This is a genomic window from Granulicella rosea, from assembly GCF_900188085.1.
Lineage (GTDB): Bacteria > Acidobacteriota > Terriglobia > Terriglobales > Acidobacteriaceae > Edaphobacter > Edaphobacter rosea.
The window spans coordinates 515,913-532,373 of record NZ_FZOU01000003.1 but is presented as its reverse complement, the minus strand read 5'-3'; the positions used below and the strand labels follow the sequence as shown (position 1 = coordinate 532,373).

Below are 16,461 nucleotides of genomic sequence, written 5' to 3'. Positions count from 1 at the left end.
ACATGACGGAACCATCCGCTTAGAATCCACGTAGGAAACAATATGTCCGCCGCCGTCGCGCCCGCTCTCGTCTCGCCATCCACTGCAAACCCGGTTGCGCGCCTGCTCATCATCGACGACGAGGAGGCCATCCGCGAGTCGCTTGAAACCCTGCTGACCCTGGAGGGCTTCGAGGTCACGCTCGCGCCCGAAGGCCGGACCGGCCTCGAGCTGCTCTCGCGCAACATCTACGATCTGCTGCTGCTCGACCTCGCGCTGCCCGGCGAGAGCGGCATCGACCTGCTGCCGCGCATCGTCGCCATGCAGCCGCAGCTTCCGGTCATCATGATCACCGCCTTCGGCACGGTCGGCAACGTGGTCGATGCGATCCGCGCCGGCGCCGAAAACTTCGTCCAGAAGCCGTGGGACAACGAGAAGCTGCTCGCCGACATCCGCTCCGCCATCGCGCGGCACAAGGCGGAGTCCGAGGTCATCCACCTCAAGCGCGCGCTCAAGCAGCGCTACAACTTCGAAAACATCGTCGGCAAGTCCGAGCCCATGCTGCGGCTCTTCGACATCGTCGCGCAGGTCGCGCCCAGCCGTTCGACTGTGCTGATCCAGGGCGAGTCCGGAACCGGCAAGGAGCTGATTGCCAAGGCGATCCACCAGAACTCCCCGCGCCGCGACAAGCCCTTCGTCCCGGTCAACACCGGCGCCATCCCGTCCGACCTGCTCGAATCGACGCTCTTCGGCCATGTCAAAGGAGCCTTCACCTCCGCCGGCAGCGCGCGCAAAGGCCTCTTCGAGGCAGCCAACGGCGGCACGCTCTTCCTCGACGAGATCGGCACCATGGGCATGGACATGCAGGCAAAAATCCTGCGTGTTTTGCAGGATCGCCGCTTCATGAACGTCGGCGGCAATCAGGAGATTCAGGTGGACGTCCGCATCGTCGCCGCCACCAACGTCAACCTGCAGCAGGCCGTGCGCGATGGGCGCTTTCGCGAAGACCTCTTCTACCGGCTGAACGTCATCTGCCTCGAACTGCCCGCCCTGCGCTCCCGTCGCGAGGACATCCCCCTGCTCGCCCAGCACTTCCTCAAGGTCTACGCGGAAGAGAACGGCACGGAGCCGCCGACGCTCTCGCACGAGGCGCTGCGCATCCTGATGGATCACGAGTGGCCGGGCAACGTCCGCGAACTTGAAAACGCCATGGAGCGCGGCGTCGTGCTCGCCACCGGGCCGACCATTACGCCGGACCTGCTGCCCTCGCAGTTGAACGGCTCGAGCTACACCGCGGCCCTGCTCGACCACCGGCCCGACGCCTCGCTCTTCGACGTGATGGAAGAGATCGAGCGGCGCATCATCGCCGATCGCCTGGAGCGTTGTCACTGGAACCAGACCGAGGCGGCCGAGTACTTCAAGATCCCCCTCAGCACCCTGAACCAGAAGATCAAGCGCCTGAACGTCGAGATCCGCAAACGCCCGCGCGACTGATCTGAGCCGGCAACCTCAAATGAGCCGGCGCCTCAATGAGCATGTAACGCTCAAAAGCGTGTCATCCTGAGCGAAGCGAAGGATCTGCTTTAGCTTTGGCCTTTGCTTTTGCCTGTTCTTGCTGCGGGCGACCAAGCAATCCGCCCTACGGCTGAATCACGATCTTCATCGAATCCGCCACGGGATGCGACGCCAGGTCGATCCCGGCCACCGCATCCTCCAGCGTGAAGCGGTGCGAGATCAGCTTCGTCAGGTCGAGCGAGCCGTCGCGATACCCGGCAAACACCAGGTCGATCCCCTCCTGCTGGATCGCCACCGACGCCGAGTACGAACCCATCAGCGTCTTCTCGTCCATGCAGACCGCCGCCGGATCGAATGCCGCCGTGCCGTGCTGCGTGCTGGCGAAGAGCATCACGCGTCCGCCGGGACGAATCGCCTCCATCGCCGTCGCAATCAGGGCATCCGCGCCGACCGCAACCAGCGCCACATCCGCGCCGCGTCCCTCGGTCGCAGCCTTCGCCGCGCCGACGACATCGCCGCGAGCGTCGATCGGGTGATGCAGACCATACTGCGCCGCCACGGCATGCCGCTCAGGATACAGATCGCTCGTCAACACCGCCGCTCCGGTACGCCGGGCCAGCGCCGCCAGCAGAATACCGATGCTCCCCTGCCCGATCACCAGCACCGTGTCATCTGATGCGAGGTTCAGCATTTTGACGGCCTTGAAACACGTATTTACCGGTTCAATAAACGCCGCCTGCTCGAACGGAATATCCTCCGGCACCTTCACCAGACCGCCTGCTTCGACAATCCAGTCCATCACCCGGATGTACTCCGCAAAGCCGCCACCCGAGGCGGCAAATCCCGCCGTCGTCCCGACCTTCTTGTAGGTCTCGCACTGTGCAAAGGTCTGCTTGCGGCAGTAAAAGCACACACCGCATGGGATATGGTGGAAGGCCATCACTCGCTCGCCGGCGGCAAACCGCGTCACGCCCTCGCCCACGGCGACGATCGTTCCGGCCATCTCATGTCCGAAGACACGCGGCGCGGAGTGCGATCCGGTGTGAATCTTCTTCAGGTCCGTCCCGCAGATGCCACAGGTGTGGATCTTGACCAGCACCTCGCCCGGGCCGATCTCCGGCACCGGCACGGTCTCGACGACCACCTCATTCACAGCGCGGTACACAGCCGCACGCATCGTTGCCGGAATCTCCACCTCTGCCATCCTCGTCATCCTCGCCACAGAGCCGTCGCCCTTTGTTTGCCATTCCCGAACGGAGTCTGCTTTTGCTTTTCTTATTTGTCATCCTCGAAGAGGATCTGCTTCTGTCTTCCCGATGACGCCCGTCCGGTTCACCGCCGCAAAGTCCTTCTCCACCAGAAACGCCTCAATCGTCCGAGCCAGCTCCTTCGCCGCCTTCGGACCCCGGCTCCCCATCTCGATCAACGCACCCCAGAACTGAGGCCGCACCGCAACGTGCGCGAGGAACCGCGGCAGCATGAGCTGCCCATCCGCGCCGATAAATGGATTGATATCCGGCAGCTCCGCCCCCGCGCCATCCGAAACGGCCTTGAAGCAACACATGGGAATTCCACGCATCTGCGCCAGCCGGGCAATCGCCGCAGCCTCCATATCGACAAGAACGGCGCCGTAGCTCTCACGCAGACGCCGCTTCTCCGCCGCATCCGCCACCCGCGCCGCCGTGACGACCCGCAACCGGCGCTCACCCTCCGTCAGCAGAAAGCGCTCGCCCGTCTGCGCATCGACGATCTCCGACATCACATGCGAAAGATTCTCCTCGCCGGTCAGAGCACCCGCCCAGCCAACCGACAGCACCAGATCCAACGGCCCGTCTGCCTCCGCCGCAGCAAAGGCACGAAGCGCAGCAGCCGACCCCATCCCCCCGCAGACTGCCAGGATCTCGTCAGGCCCGCCCGGTCGCCGCCACATCGACACGCCCTTCGCCATTCCCTTCACCCGGCCCCAGCCACGCACCAGCGGCTTAAGTTCGTCGGGCAGCGCCGCGATAATCCCAATCTTCATGGCTTCGGCGCGTACCCATGCGCCACAAACCAGTCCACCGCCGCCCGCATCGCCGGATACACCGGCATCACTTTGAACCCGAGCTCGCGCTCCGCCTTCGCCGAGCTGGCGAACATCATCTTGCGCCCCATCCGCACCGCTTCCACCGTCGCGCGCGGCTCCTTGCCCCGCAGCTTGCCGGTAAAGTTTTCATCGAAGAACGCAAACGCCATCGCGACCGCGTGCGGCACCTTCATCGTCGGCGAAGGCAGCCCGGTCATCGCCGAAAGCCGGTCGAGAATCTGCTTCAGCGTCAGGTTTTCGCCGCCCAGAATATACCGCTCACCCGGCGTACCATGGTCGAGCGCCACCACATGCATCCGCGCCACCTCGGCCACATCGACCAGGTTCAGCCCGGTGTCCACATAGGCCGGAAAGTTCTTGTTCAGGAAATCAACGATGATCCGCCCCGTCGGCGTTGGCTTGGCGTCGTTCGCGCCGATCGGCGTCGTCGGGTTCAGGATCACGACGTGCTGCCCGGCCTTTGCCGCCGCGATCGCCTCCTGCTCCGCCAGATACTTCGAGCGCTTGTAGTGACCGATCATGTCCTTGATCGAGACAGGCGTCTGCTCGTCGACGATCGTCCCATCCATCTTGAATCCCATGGTCGCAACCGACGAGGTGTAGACCACCTTCGGCACACCAAGCTCCCGCGCCAGCCGCAGCAGCTCGCGCGTGCCGCCGACGTTCGAGGCCATCATCTCTTCCGGATCGCGCACCCACAGCCGGTAATCCGCCGCCACATGGACCAGCGCATCGCAGCCCACAAGCGCCGGCCGCAGCGCCTCCGCCTTGCGCAGATCGCCGACTACCGTCTCCGCGCCGCGAAGCCCTTCCAGTGAGGAAAGATTGCTGGTCGAACGCGTCAACAGACGCAAATCCGCGCCCTGAGCAGCATAGGCCCGAGCCACATGACTGCCGACAAATCCGGTTGCACCGGTAAGAAAAACACGCATGGGAAGCTATCTTATTCCAGTTAGTCCAGCTTCTCCGGCTCGATCTGAATATTCTTCTCGCCCGCAGCCTTCTTCTCCCAGTACTTCTTCACCCAGGCCTCGAAGGTCTTGCCCGCAGCCGTATCCCGGCCCGTAAAGGCAAGCGCGGCGATATCCGAATAGGCGATATTGAGCTTCGGCGACCCGTTCGAAGGCATCACGCGCACCAGCGAGTTCTCGAGCGTCGAACCGGTGCGCCGGTCGAAGAGATAACCCTCCACCTGCGACCCGTCCTTGCGAGTGATCGTGATGTCACCGCGATAGTCGAAGGCCTTTTCGAGAGCCTCGCGCACCTCGGCGTCGGTCGCCAGTGTCGGCACCCAGCCCTGCAGCGCCTCGCGCTCGCGCCCGGCCATTACTTCGATTTCGTCCGCGCTCTGGTGCGCCAACTGCTCGATCTTCGCGTGTTCCTGCTGTAACGTGGACATCTTTAGTCTCCCGAGACTTCCTGCAGCTCAGCCGCGGTCTTCACCGGCGATGCAATCTGCACCAGCGGCGCATGCGTTGCCTTCGGCCACTCGTTCAGCAGCTTCATCGCATGCGCATCCTCATACGTCGAGGGGAACATGTACTTCTTCGCCGTGACCAGGAAGCCCTTCAGCGAGCCGAAGTTGTAATCCACCGCCGAGGCCTCGTGACCCGAGTGAACCATGCAGTTCGCGCAGCGCGGATTGCCGCTCTTCGCGCCGTAATTCTCCCACTCCGTCGTGTCGAGCAGCTCCTGGAAGGTGTCGGCATAGCCGTCCTGCAGCAGGTAGCACGGCTTCTGCCAGCCGAAGATCGAAAACGTCGGCATGCCCCACGGCGTGCATTCGAAGTCCCGCTTGCCCATCAGGAACTCGCTGAACAGAGGATGCGTGTTGAACTCCCAGCTCTTCTTCCGGTTCGAAAGAATGGCCTGGAAGAGCCGGCGCGAGCGCGCCTTGCCCAGGAAGTGCGTCTGGTCGGGCGCCTTCTCGTACGTGTAGCCGGGCGAGACCATCATGCTCTCGACGCCCGCGGCCATCAACTCGTCGAAGTGCGCGCGAACCGAGTTCGGATCGGCGCCGTCGAAGAGCGTCGTGTTCGTCGTCACGCGAAAGCCCGCGGCAACAGCGGCGCGCACGCCTTCCATCGCGATATCGTGTCCGCCCTCGCGGCAGACCGCGAAATCGTGGTGTTCCTTCTGCCCGTCCAGATGCACCGAGAAAGAAAGATACTTGCTCGGCTTGAACAGGTGCAGCTTCTCCTTCAACAGCAGTGCGTTCGTGCACATGTAGACGTACTTCTTGCGCGCGACCAGGCCGGCGACGATCTCGGGCATCTGGGGGTGCAGCAGCGGTTCGCCGCCAGGAATCGACACCATCGGCGTACCGCACTCTTCGACCGCGCGGAAGCAGTCCTCGGGGCTCAGCTCCGCCTTCAGGATGTGCGCCGGATACTGGATCTTCCCGCAGCCCGCGCACGCCAGATTGCAGCGAAAGAGCGGCTCGAGCATCAACACCAGCGGATACCGCTTGCGCCCCGCCAGCTTCTGCTTCAACACGTACGTTGCAACCGTCCAGGCCTGCGAAATGGGAACCATAATCGAAATCCTCCGAAAGCGCTCAGCAGTTCAACTAACCACTCACCACTTAAAACTGTTCTTACTCGCTCTTGCCCATCGCCCGGCTGTAGGTTGTCAGAGCCAGCAAGGGAAAATACTGCTTATACAAGTGATATCCCAGGTAAAAGACGCGCGGGAAGCCCGTTCCGGTGTAGTAGCTCTCGCCGTTGCGTCCGGGGACAAGCTCATCCCAGCTTCCATCCTCGTGCTGCCGCTCGACCAGCCAACGGACACCCTTAGCGACTGAGTCCGACCGTGTATCACCCGCAGCCAGCAACCCCAGCAGCGCCCATGCGGTTTGCGAAGGCGTGCTAGGACCGACGCCGCGCTGGTTCGGATCGTCGTAGGTTCCGCACGTCTCGCCCCAGCCGCCGTCGGCGTTCTGCACCATGCGAATCCACTCGGCGGCATTCTGAATCGCAGGCTCGTGGTTCCAGAAGCCCATCGCCTCCAGGCCGCGCAGCACCAGGAACGTTCCGTAAAGATAGTTGACGCCCCAGCGGCCAAACCAGCTCCCATCCGGCTCCTGCTCTTTCAGGATGAACTGGATCGCCTTTTCGACTCGCGCGTCCTTGCGGGTGTAGCCGTACTGCGCCAGCATCTCCAGGATTCGGCCCGTGATGTCGACCGTCGGCGGATCGATCATCGCGTTATGGTCGGCGAACGGGATCGACTCGAAGATCTTCTTCGTGTTGTCCTTATCGAACGAGGCCCAGCCTCCGTTCCGGCACTGCATCGCGAAGACCCACTCGATCGCCCGCTGCGAAACCTCATGCTGATAACGCTCGCGCGGATTGTCGACCGCCTTCAGCGCCAGCAGCACCTCGCCCGTATCGTCCACGTCCGGCTGGTGATCGTTGTTGAAGAAGAAGCACCAGCAGCTCGCCTCGACGTTCTTGACGTTGTGCGACCAGTCGCCCTTGTAGCGAATCTCCTTCGACAGCAGCCAGTCGGCAGCCTTCACCAGACGCGGATCGGTGCGCGAAAGCCCAGCCTCGCCCAGCGTCGAAAGCACCTGCGCCGTATCCCACACCGGCGAAAAACATGGTTGCATACGGAAGGTTGGCGTCGGATAGTCGGGCGTGCCGTTCGGACAGTCGATGCCCAGCTTCTCGAACTCGTCCATCGCGCGGATGACCTGCGGATCGTCCTTGGAGTACCCAAGATAGACCAGCGCGACGATCGCGTTCAGCATCGCCGGATAGATGGCGCCAAGACCGTCCGAACGCTCGAAGTGGTCCAGCATCCACTGCTCGGCTTTCTTCAGCGCCTTCTTGCGCAGCGGACGAATATGGACCCGCTCCGCCCAGTGCGCGACGCGGTCCGTGAAAAGAAAGAAGTTACGCCACGAGATCGGGTGCTTTCGATCCCAGCGCAGATGCAGATCGGAGTTTTCCCGGCCACCGACGAAGAGTTCTTCGATCGACTGCTCGGGCAACAGCTTCCGGAACGGCTTCTTCGCGTAGATGATCGACAGCGGCACTAGAATGGCGCGCGACCATGCACTAATCTCATAGATATTGAAGTAGAACCAGTCCGGAAAGAGGATGATCTCCGGCGGAACCGCAGGCACGGCGTCGTAGTCGTACTGCCCCATCGCGCACAGATAAATCTTGGTGAAGGTGTTGCACTCCACCACGCCGCCATTCGCCAGCACCCACTGCCGCGCCTTCACCAACACCGGATGATTTGCCGACCAGCCCATCAACTTCAGCGCCAGATACGACTTCACACCGTAGTTGATATTCGACGGGCCGCCGGGATAGTGACCCCAGCCGCCATCCTCGTTCTGATGGCGCAGGATCTCGTTGATCGCCCGCTCCATCTTGCCCGGATCGCCCGTGCCCAGCAGCACATGCATGAAGATATAGTCGGCTTCGAGCATGACGTCGGCTTCCAGCTCGCCGCACCAGTATCCGTCGGCATGCTGCTGACCCATCAGCCAGTCGGTCGCGCGCTTTACGGCGCCGGCGACATGATCAAGCCCCAGGTCCATGCGGCCGAAGCGTGGCTGCGAAGACCCTGCTGCCTTATTCGAATTGATTGGAACTGCACTCATCGAAGGAGAACTCTCTGAAATCGGCCCAGCAATAGACGGAACTCCTAAACTAGAGCGACGCAGGCGGAGCGGGCTTGATGGCCTGCACAATCTCTGGAGGCAGACCGAAACGCACATTCTCCGGCATAACCTCGACCTCATCGACGTCGCCATACCCGCGCGACTGCAGATAGAGCACCACGTCCTTCACCAGAACCTCGGGCGCCGAAGCGCCTGCGGTCACAGCAACCGTATCGACGCCCTCCAGCCATTCGGGCTGGATCGCATCCGCCGAATCGATCAGGTAAGAATTCGTATCGAGATTCTTCGAAACCTCCACCAGACGGTTCGAGTTCGAGCTGTTCTTCGAGCCGACGACCAGCACCAGATCTGCGCCATGTGCCACATTCTTCACGGCTACCTGACGATTCTCGGTCGCATAGCAGATGTCCTGCGCATGCGGCCCAACGATGTTCGGGAACTTCGCCTTCAGCGCCTCGATCATGTAGCGCGCCTCGTCGAGCGAGAGCGTCGTCTGCGTCAGGTAGGCGACCTTGTCCGGATTCGGAACCACCAGCGCGTCGACCTCTTCCAACGTCGAGACCACCTGAGTGACATCCGGCGCCTCGCCCTGCGTGCCTTCGACCTCTTCGTGGTCGCGATGGCCCACCAGCACGAGCGAGTAGCCCTGCTTGGCGAACTTGATTGCCTCTACGTGAACCTTGGTCACCAGCGGACAGGTCGCGTCGACCACCTTCAGGCCGCGCTCCTTGGCTGCCTCGCGAACGGCCGGGGAGACGCCGTGCGCCGAGTAGATGACGCGCGCGCCCTCGGGCACCTCGTCCAACTCGTTGACGAAGATCGCGCCTTTTTTGGCCAGATCCGTCACCACGTAGCTGTTATGCACAATCTCCTTACGCACATAGATCGGCGCCCCAAATGCCTCCAGCGCGATCTGCACGATGTCGATCGCGCGTACGACGCCGGCGCAAAAGCCGCGGGGTTTCAGGAGAAGTACACGTTTGTGCGTCGGTGTGGCGACGCCCGTTTCACTGCCGATTTGGTCGAGGGTAGATGCGGTCACGTTCTCCAGTATACCGCTTCCCGCCCGTTGAGCACCATATTTGCCCCGATATCGGTGCAAAATGGAGGCTCGGAGACGGAAAAAGCGACCGATGGGAAAAGGATTCACCCTTCGGTCGCTTTTCTTTGGACTTCCGACGAACGCTACGGCCAGGTTAAATCGCGCTAGAGCTTGTCCGCGCATCCCTCGTGACCACAGTCGCAGGTCAGCGTCGTGGTGCCCGCCGAGTCTTCACAATAGGTCGAGCAATACTTCGAATCGGACTTCGCCGGACAGGTACAGCCAACATGGGCGCACTTCTTATCGGTCGACATCGGGAACTCCTGAAGGAATGAGTTGCTTTCACCAGCTATGATTCACCTCGAATAAAAAAGGTTGCATCACCGGCTCGACTCCATCAGATTTTGCGCATGGCGGATGCTGGTTTCGGTCAGCTTCGCGCCGCTCAGCATGCGGGCGATCTCCTGCACCCGCTCGGAATCGTCCATTCGACGGACATCGGTCTGGGTGCGCCCGTTGGCCTGCGTCTTCTCGATCAGGAAGTGCTGATCGCCAAAGGCTGCAATCTGCGGCAGATGCGTGATGCACAGCACCTGCTGAGTCTTCGAGAGCGTCTTCAGCTTCTGCCCCACCGCCTCCGCCGCCCGGCCGCCGATGCCGATGTCGATCTCGTCGAACACAAGAGTCCTGGGCAAAGCGGCCCGCTTCTTCCCTGCCCGCATCGCAACCTGCTCCTCCACCGTCACCTTCAGGGCCAGCATCACGCGCGACATCTCGCCGCCCGAGGCGATCTCGTCCAGCGGCTTCAACGGCTCGCCGGCGTTGGTCGCGATCAGGCAGCCGATCTCGTCCCAGCCATGCGCCGCCCAGTGCTCGGAGTCGCGGCGCGGCTTCACCTCGACCGTAAACTTCACCGACATCGCCAGATCGTTGATCTGCCTTTCGGCCAGCTTCGAGAGCCGCTTCGCCGCCTCCGCCCGCGCCTCGGTCAGCTCGCCGGCGACCTTGCAGTAGTCCGCCGCCTGTTCTTTTTCAAGCGCTCGAAGCTCCGCCAGCAGCGCGTCCCGATTCTCCACCTCGGCCAGCTTCCGCGTGGAGTCCGCGCCAAAGGCGATCACCTCCGCCAGCGTCTTGCCATACTTGCGCTTCAGCCGGTCGAGCTGCGCCAGCCGGTCCTCGATCTCTTCCAGCCGCTCCGGCCCAGCCTGCACATTTTCGGCGAAGTCGCGCACCGTGGCGCTCACGTCCTCGACCGTCGCCTTGGCCGCGGCCAGCGACTGCGCCGGCTCGACGAAGCGCGCATCGTACCGCGCCAGCTCCTCGACGAACTTCAACGCCGCGCCCAGAGTCGTCTCGGTCGCATGTTCGGACTCATACAGCAGATCGTGCGCGTTCATCGCCGCGGTATACAGCTTCTCGGCGTTCGCCAGCACGCGCTTTTCGGCCTCGAGCTGGGCGTCCTCGTCCTCGCCCACGATGGCTGCGTCATCGATCTCGCGGCTCTGGAAACGCCACAGGTCGGCCATGCGCAGACGGTCCTGCTCATCGGTCTGCATGGCTTCAAGGCGCTCCGTCGTCGCGGCCCACAAAGCGTACGCCGCCGCGACCGCATCGGTCGAGACGCCGCCGAAGCGGTCCAGCAGAATTCTCTGCTGCATGGCGTCGAAGGAGCCCAGCGTCTCGCCCTGCGCGTGGACCAGCGCCAGCTCCGGCGCCAGCAGCCGCAGCACGCCCACGGTCGCGGCCTGGTTGTTGATGAAGACGCGCCCCTTGCCGGTTGCCAGAATCTCGCGCCGCAGCAGAATCTGCTCCTCCGAATCCGAGTCGATGCCGTTCTCCTCCAGCACCGTCCGCGCACCGGGCGTCATCTCGAAGGCGCACGCGACCACCGCCTTCTCCGCGCCATGCCGCACAAAATCGGCCGACGCCTTGCCGCCCAGCAGCAACACCAGCGCGTCGATCAGGATGGATTTACCCGCGCCCGTCTCGCCCGTCAAAAGGTTCAAGCCGGTTCCGAACGCGGCCGAAGCCCGATCGATCACCGCATAGTTCTCCGCCCGCAACTCCAGCAGCATGTCCGCTTCGCCTCTCGTTCGCTTTCGCGAAGCATAGCACGAGCCGGTTACGAAGCTCGAATGTTCAATACTGCTCGGCTACCTGCCAGATCCGCAGATACCGCGTCCCATCGTACCGGTACAGGATTCGCGATCCTTCGCAGCATGAGCTTTTGTCCCGGACAAGTATGTCGTGAGCGCCATGATGTGCCGCCCGCAGGAACTGGAAGTCCCAGCCCGCCGTCGCTAACAGCTTCTTGCCCGAATCGACGTCGTAAATCAGCATCGAGCAAACACCAGTGGCGCCGCAGGCATCGCCACCGGCCCAGACCCGAATCAGATGTCTCTTTCGCCCAGGCTGTACAACGGCGAACGGCAGGACCATCGTATTCTCTTCGGCCGAAGCCGCATCATCCAATGCCCAGAGATCACGCAGGATGCGATCGGTCATTCTCTTTCCTAGCCGCGCGCGCTGGAGAGAACGTCCAGTCGTCCACCTTGGGTCCGATCGGTCGAGCAGGCGAGGAAGAGCCGGACTCTCAAGGGATTGCGTTGCCGGTTCAGCCAGGTGGTCCGGTGAAATGATAATGCCACCAGCCGAAGCGCTCTGTTCAGCTAACAGTAAGGTGATCAGGAGTATTCCGCGCACGATGCACCTTACACGCAACTGGCTCATACAGGTGGATTTGCCCGCGCCCATCTCGCCCGTCAAAAGGTTCAAGCCGGTTCCGAACGCGGCCGAGGCCCGATCCATCACCGCATAGTTCTCCGCTCGCAACTCCAGCAGCATGTCCGCTTCGCCTCTCGTTCGCTTTCGCGAAGCATAGCACGAGCCGGTTACGAAGCTCGAATCGGTCAGCGATGATCGGACGTCGTCCGACTCAGCCGGTAGCGGCTTCCGTCATAACGGTAGAACACGGTCGACCCATTGCAGCATCCGTCTTTGTGACGAACCATCACATCGCGCGCGCCCGCGTGCATCGTCGGCAAAAACTGAAAATCCCAGCCGTCTTCCTGCAACAGTTTCTGACCGGAAGCCGCATCGTAGATGAGCATGGGACAAACTCCACTCCCGCACAAACCGCCCCACACCCGGATGAGACGCCTCGGATGGCTCGCATCGCCCACCGTAAACGGCAGCACCGTCGTGTACTTTTCCGCGGCAAGCACCTCCCTTTCGAGGTCCGGGGTTGCTCCGACATCGCGCAGAATCTTTTCCTTCATGCGTTTGCCGAGACGCGCATCCTGGAGAGAACGTCCGGGCGGCATCCAACGCGTGTACGGCGCATTAGCCGATTGAGTGGCCGATGCAACCGAACTGCTCGGCGACTCGCTAAGCAGCCTGGCCGGTACGCCATGCACCGCACAAAGCAAGGCGATCAGGAGCAACCCGCGCTCAACCGAACTCGCATTCGACTGTCTCATACCGGAAATCTAGATCTGCACGGATGCGGGGTCAAGCGGTCTTTTCGAACGCTACAATCCGCAATCCGTCTCTTTCCTGAATCGCATCTATTGATACATCAGCTTCAATGGCTCACCGGTCGAAGTCTGAACCCTATAATTGTCTTGATTACCAGAGGTCCATCCGCCGAATGACACTTGCCACGCTTGCAACCATGCTCCTCCAGGTCGATCCCACGGCCGACCCCGCCGCAGCCGCTCCCGTAGCCGCGCACTCCTCCGCGCTCGGCGAGATGATCCACAACTCCGGCCCGGTCGCCTTCACCGTGCTCATTCTCCTTGCGGCCATGAGCGTCTTTTCGATCACCATCATCATCGCGAAGTGGCGCAGCTTCTCGGCCGCCAAGGCGCAGAGCGCCCGCTTCCTGCGCGCCTTCCGCAAGTCGGGCAGACTGTCGGAGATCGCGGCGGTTGCAGAACAGTTCAAGCCCAGCCCGCTGGTCGCCGTCTTCACCGAGATCAACGACGAGTACCACCGTCAGACCCAGGGACGCGGCCTTCCGCGCAATCCCGTAGGGCTCGAGCGCGCCGCGGCCACCGCATCCAGCGAAGCCCTGACCATCATGGAGCGCCGCATCACCTGGCTCGCCACCATCGCCAACATCGCGCCCTTCATCGGCCTCTTCGGCACGGTCATGGGCATCATCGACGCCTTCCACGGCCTCGGCACCGCAGGCGGCGCGACGCTGCGCGCGGTCGCACCGGGTATCTCGGAGGCGCTCATCACCACCGCCGCCGGCATCGTCGTGGCTATCCCGGCGGTCGTCGGCTACAACCAGCTCACCTCGCAGCTTCGCGACTTCGGCGCGCGCATCGACGACTTCGGCCGCGAACTTCTGAACGCCATCGAGAACGCCGCCGCCATCACCCCGGTCGCGCCCACTCCCGTTGCCCCCGAAGAGCCCCGCCGGAGGAGCTTCTAGCCATGGCCTTCTCCGCCCGCGGGTCGAACGGCTCGCGCCACACCCAGACCGCGATGTCCGACATCAACATTACGCCGCTGGTCGACGTGGTGCTGGTGCTGCTGCTCATCTTCATGATCTCGGCGCCGGTGCTGCAATCGGGCATCGAGGTGGCGATCCCGCACACGCGTTCGACCGAGACCCTGACCGAAGAGCGCATGGTCGTCACGATCGACAAGGACCAGAACGTATACCTGCAGGACAAGCCGGTGAACATCAACGACCTCACCGGACGTCTGACCAGCGCGAAGCTCGAACCCACCAAGCGCATCGTCTACGTACGCGCGGACGAGCGGGTCCAGTTCGGCGCCTTCGCCTCGGTCATGGAGGCGGTCAAGCGCGCCGGCATCACCAACATCAGCATCGTCACCCAGCCCTATAAACAGTAGCCATGCCGACCCTGACCCTCAAGACGCGCAGCCCCAAGGAAGAGGAGAGCCTCGGCTCGAGCTTTGCCGGCGCGCTTGTGCTGCATGCCGCGATTCTGGGTTCGATCCTCGGATGGTCGCTGCTGTCTCATCACGATCAGCACTGGGGCGACAACGCCTCGCAGGCCGGCGCCGTGCAGGCCCAGATGGTCGAGGCGCTGCCTCTGCCCCCGAAGGTCAAGCCGGTGCAGGATCAGGTGCTTGCCTCCGACACCCCAAGCGTCGCCCCGCCCAAGCCGGAGCCGAAGACCGAGCCGCCACCCAAGCCAAATGAAGTCCTGATCCCCGACAAGGTGAAGCCGCAGAAGCCCCTGCCCAAGGCCGAGAAGCCCCCCGCGCCCGAACCGCCCAAGCACGTTCAGCCGCCACCGCCGCCGACACCCAAGGCCACCAGCGGCGACAGCTCCGGCATGCGCATCGCACAGGTCACCCAGCAGACCAAGAGCGGCACATCCACCGTCAACGTGCAGGAACGCAGCTTCGGCGACCGCTTCCCCTATTACGTGCAGGCGGTCGGCGGCAAGATCAACCGGAACTGGATCCAGCAGGAGGCCGACTCCCGCGCCTCGCTGGGCAAGAAGGTCTCGATCAGCTTCATCATCAACGCGGACGGCTCCGTGCGCGACGTGGCCGTCGCCTCGCGCAGCGGTTCGCCCACGCTCGACCTCTCGGCCGTCCGTGCCCTGCAGCGCATCGACACCTTCGGCCCCCTGCCGCAGCCCGGCCTCGACCACGTCACGGTCGAGTACACCTTCATCCCGCAGTAGTCTTCGTTTTACTTGTTTGTCATTCCCGCAGGGAATCTGCTTTTGCCTTTCTCCTCTCCACCAGACACCCAAACAGGAGAATCACCCCAATTATCCTCAACCTCGAAACAAGCAAACACCCCCACTCGCCGTCTTTGCGTCTACCATAGAGAGGAATGGTAGACATGTCCCGAAAGACTGCTCTTCTCCGCGCGATGGTAACCGGTTTCGTCGCGCTGGCCGTCATCTGCCTTACGCCCGCTGCACGGGCTCAGGACTTCACCGGAACCATCGTCGGCAGCGGCAGCCAGATCCGGATCGCGGTCGCCGACTTCAAGCCCGGCTCCGGCGACGCCGGCAGTCTCAAGCGCGCCTTCGACACCACCCTCTACTCCGACCTTGGCAACGCCGGCATCTTCGACCTCGTCTCGAAGAGCCTCGCCCCAACCTCGACTCCCGGGGTACCGGCCGAGATCAGCCTCGGCCAGTGGTCGATCGCGCCGGTCAATGCGGCGATGGTAGCCTTCGGAAACCTCGGCGTCAGCGGTGGCAAGGTGCAGGTCAACGGCTTCCTCTTCGACGCGAAGAACACGCAGTATCCGCAGGTGCTCGCCAAGCAATATCAGGAGGAGGCCAGCGAGGACTCCGCCCGGCAGATCGCACATCGCTTCGCCGACGAGATCATCTTCCGGCTCGGCGGCGGCACCGCCGGCATCGCCGAGAGCAAGATCTACTTCGTCAAGCTCACCGGCGCCAACAAAGAGATCTGGGAGATGGACTACGACGGCGCGAACCAGCACCCGATCACCCACCTCGGCACCATCTCCATCTCGCCGCGCATCTCGCCCGACAGCTCGCGACTGGCCTTCGTCTCGCTTGGCAAGGAGGGCTTCCAGGTCAAGGTCTACTCCATGCTGCTGGGCCGTGTCGTGAACTTTCCGTCGACCGGCGGCTCGAACTCCCCCGCATGGGCGCCCGATGGCAAGTCCATCGCCTTCGCCTCCTCCCGCTCGGGCGATCCGGAGATCTGGGTCTCGGACGCGAACGGCAACCTCGCCCGCCGCATCACCAACTTCAAGGGTCCGGATAGCTCTCCCGTCTTCAACCCGCGCACCGGCTCGCAGATCGCCTGGATCAGTGGACGCACCGGCCTGCCGCAGCTCTACATCATGGACTCCGACGGCTCGACCGTGCAGCGTCTGACCGACGGCGGCTACGTCAGCTCGCCCTCCTGGTCGCCCAACGGCCAGTTCGTCGCCTTCGCCTGGGACCGCAAATACGGCCCTGGAGCGCCCGGCGGACGCGATATCTACGTCATGGAGATCTCCTCCAAAAAGTGGATTCAGCTCACCCACGACTCCGGCCTGTGCGACTTCCCCTCCTGGTCGCCCGACGGCCGCCACATCGTCTACACCAACGGGCCCAATGACCGCGCATCGAGCTCCCGCATCTTCACCATGCTCGCCGACGGAACCCAGAAGCACGCACTGACCGGTCCCGGCGCGGACATGCCGAACTGGAGCTGGAAGTAGCCCGGAAATCTTCAGCT

At 63.0% G+C, this 16,461-nt stretch carries 16 protein-coding genes; 5 read left to right on the top strand and 11 right to left on the bottom strand.

Going from position 1 to position 16,461, the window contains the following annotated elements; genetic code table 11:
* Positions 1-42 precede the first annotated feature (42 nt).
* A complete protein-coding gene (locus tag CHB87_RS11630; protein WP_089408580.1) occupies positions 43-1,473 on the top strand; it encodes a sigma-54-dependent transcriptional regulator in 1,431 nt (476 codons plus the stop codon).
* Between the two features lie 145 nt (positions 1,474-1,618).
* Here the strand turns inward: CHB87_RS11630 and CHB87_RS11625 are convergent, their stop codons facing one another.
* From CHB87_RS11625 to CHB87_RS11580, 11 genes are all read right to left on the bottom strand, one after another.
* Positions 1,619-2,698: an alcohol dehydrogenase catalytic domain-containing protein gene (locus tag CHB87_RS11625; RefSeq protein ID WP_089408579.1), complete on the bottom strand. Its 1,080-nt coding sequence runs from the start codon at positions 2,696-2,698 to the stop codon at positions 1,619-1,621.
* A gap of 78 nt (positions 2,699-2,776) precedes the next feature.
* On the bottom strand, positions 2,777-3,517 hold the full coding sequence (locus CHB87_RS11620) for a phosphorylase family protein (RefSeq protein WP_089408578.1): 741 nt from the start codon (positions 3,515-3,517) through the stop codon (positions 2,777-2,779).
* On the bottom strand, positions 3,514-4,512 hold the full coding sequence (hpnA, locus tag CHB87_RS11615; protein WP_089408577.1) for a hopanoid-associated sugar epimerase: 999 nt from the start codon (positions 4,510-4,512) through the stop codon (positions 3,514-3,516). The genes CHB87_RS11620 and hpnA overlap by 4 nt, the downstream gene beginning before the upstream one ends.
* A gap of 20 nt (positions 4,513-4,532) precedes the next feature.
* A complete protein-coding gene (locus CHB87_RS11610; RefSeq protein ID WP_089408576.1) occupies positions 4,533-4,979 on the bottom strand; it encodes a hypothetical protein in 447 nt (148 codons plus the stop codon).
* 2 nt (positions 4,980-4,981) lie between these two features.
* On the bottom strand, positions 4,982-6,118 hold the full coding sequence (hpnH, locus tag CHB87_RS11605) for an adenosyl-hopene transferase HpnH (RefSeq protein ID WP_089408575.1): 1,137 nt from the start codon (positions 6,116-6,118) through the stop codon (positions 4,982-4,984).
* A 58-nt stretch (positions 6,119-6,176) separates the two neighbouring features.
* Positions 6,177-8,195, bottom strand: a complete 2,019-nt coding sequence (gene shc, locus CHB87_RS11600) for a squalene--hopene cyclase (RefSeq protein WP_089408574.1) — start codon at positions 8,193-8,195, stop codon at positions 6,177-6,179.
* A gap of 49 nt (positions 8,196-8,244) precedes the next feature.
* On the bottom strand, positions 8,245-9,258 hold the full coding sequence (locus CHB87_RS11595) for a 4-hydroxy-3-methylbut-2-enyl diphosphate reductase (RefSeq protein ID WP_089408573.1): 1,014 nt from the start codon (positions 9,256-9,258) through the stop codon (positions 8,245-8,247).
* A 164-nt stretch (positions 9,259-9,422) separates the two neighbouring features.
* Positions 9,423-9,572: a hypothetical protein gene (locus CHB87_RS22260; protein ID WP_176441704.1), complete on the bottom strand. Its 150-nt coding sequence runs from the start codon at positions 9,570-9,572 to the stop codon at positions 9,423-9,425.
* A 66-nt stretch (positions 9,573-9,638) separates the two neighbouring features.
* Complete coding sequence (recN, locus tag CHB87_RS11590) at positions 9,639-11,333, bottom strand: DNA repair protein RecN (RefSeq protein WP_089408572.1); 1,695 nt, start codon at positions 11,331-11,333, stop codon at positions 9,639-9,641.
* A 64-nt stretch (positions 11,334-11,397) separates the two neighbouring features.
* Positions 11,398-12,102 carry a hypothetical protein gene (locus tag CHB87_RS11585; RefSeq protein ID WP_089408571.1) on the bottom strand — a complete coding sequence of 235 codons (705 nt, stop codon included), beginning with the start codon at positions 12,100-12,102 and terminating at the stop codon, positions 11,398-11,400.
* A gap of 65 nt (positions 12,103-12,167) precedes the next feature.
* Positions 12,168-12,701 carry a hypothetical protein gene (locus CHB87_RS11580; protein WP_142988311.1) on the bottom strand — a complete coding sequence of 178 codons (534 nt, stop codon included), beginning with the start codon at positions 12,699-12,701 and terminating at the stop codon, positions 12,168-12,170.
* Positions 12,702-12,907: 206 nt separating this feature from the next.
* On the opposite strand from CHB87_RS11580, the gene CHB87_RS11575 reads away from it, so the two are divergent.
* The 4 genes from CHB87_RS11575 (at position 12,908) to CHB87_RS11560 (ending at position 16,444) form a co-directional block, all read left to right on the top strand.
* On the top strand, positions 12,908-13,699 hold the full coding sequence (locus CHB87_RS11575; RefSeq protein WP_089408569.1) for a MotA/TolQ/ExbB proton channel family protein: 792 nt from the start codon (positions 12,908-12,910) through the stop codon (positions 13,697-13,699).
* A 2-nt stretch (positions 13,700-13,701) separates the two neighbouring features.
* On the top strand, positions 13,702-14,127 hold the full coding sequence (locus CHB87_RS11570; protein ID WP_089408568.1) for an ExbD/TolR family protein: 426 nt from the start codon (positions 13,702-13,704) through the stop codon (positions 14,125-14,127).
* A 2-nt stretch (positions 14,128-14,129) separates the two neighbouring features.
* On the top strand, positions 14,130-14,933 hold the full coding sequence (locus tag CHB87_RS11565; protein WP_089408567.1) for an energy transducer TonB: 804 nt from the start codon (positions 14,130-14,132) through the stop codon (positions 14,931-14,933).
* Between the two features lie 164 nt (positions 14,934-15,097).
* Positions 15,098-16,444, top strand: coding sequence for a translocation protein TolB (locus CHB87_RS11560; RefSeq protein WP_245817948.1), 1,347 nt, complete (start codon positions 15,098-15,100; stop codon positions 16,442-16,444).
* Positions 16,445-16,461: the final 17 nt, after the last annotated feature.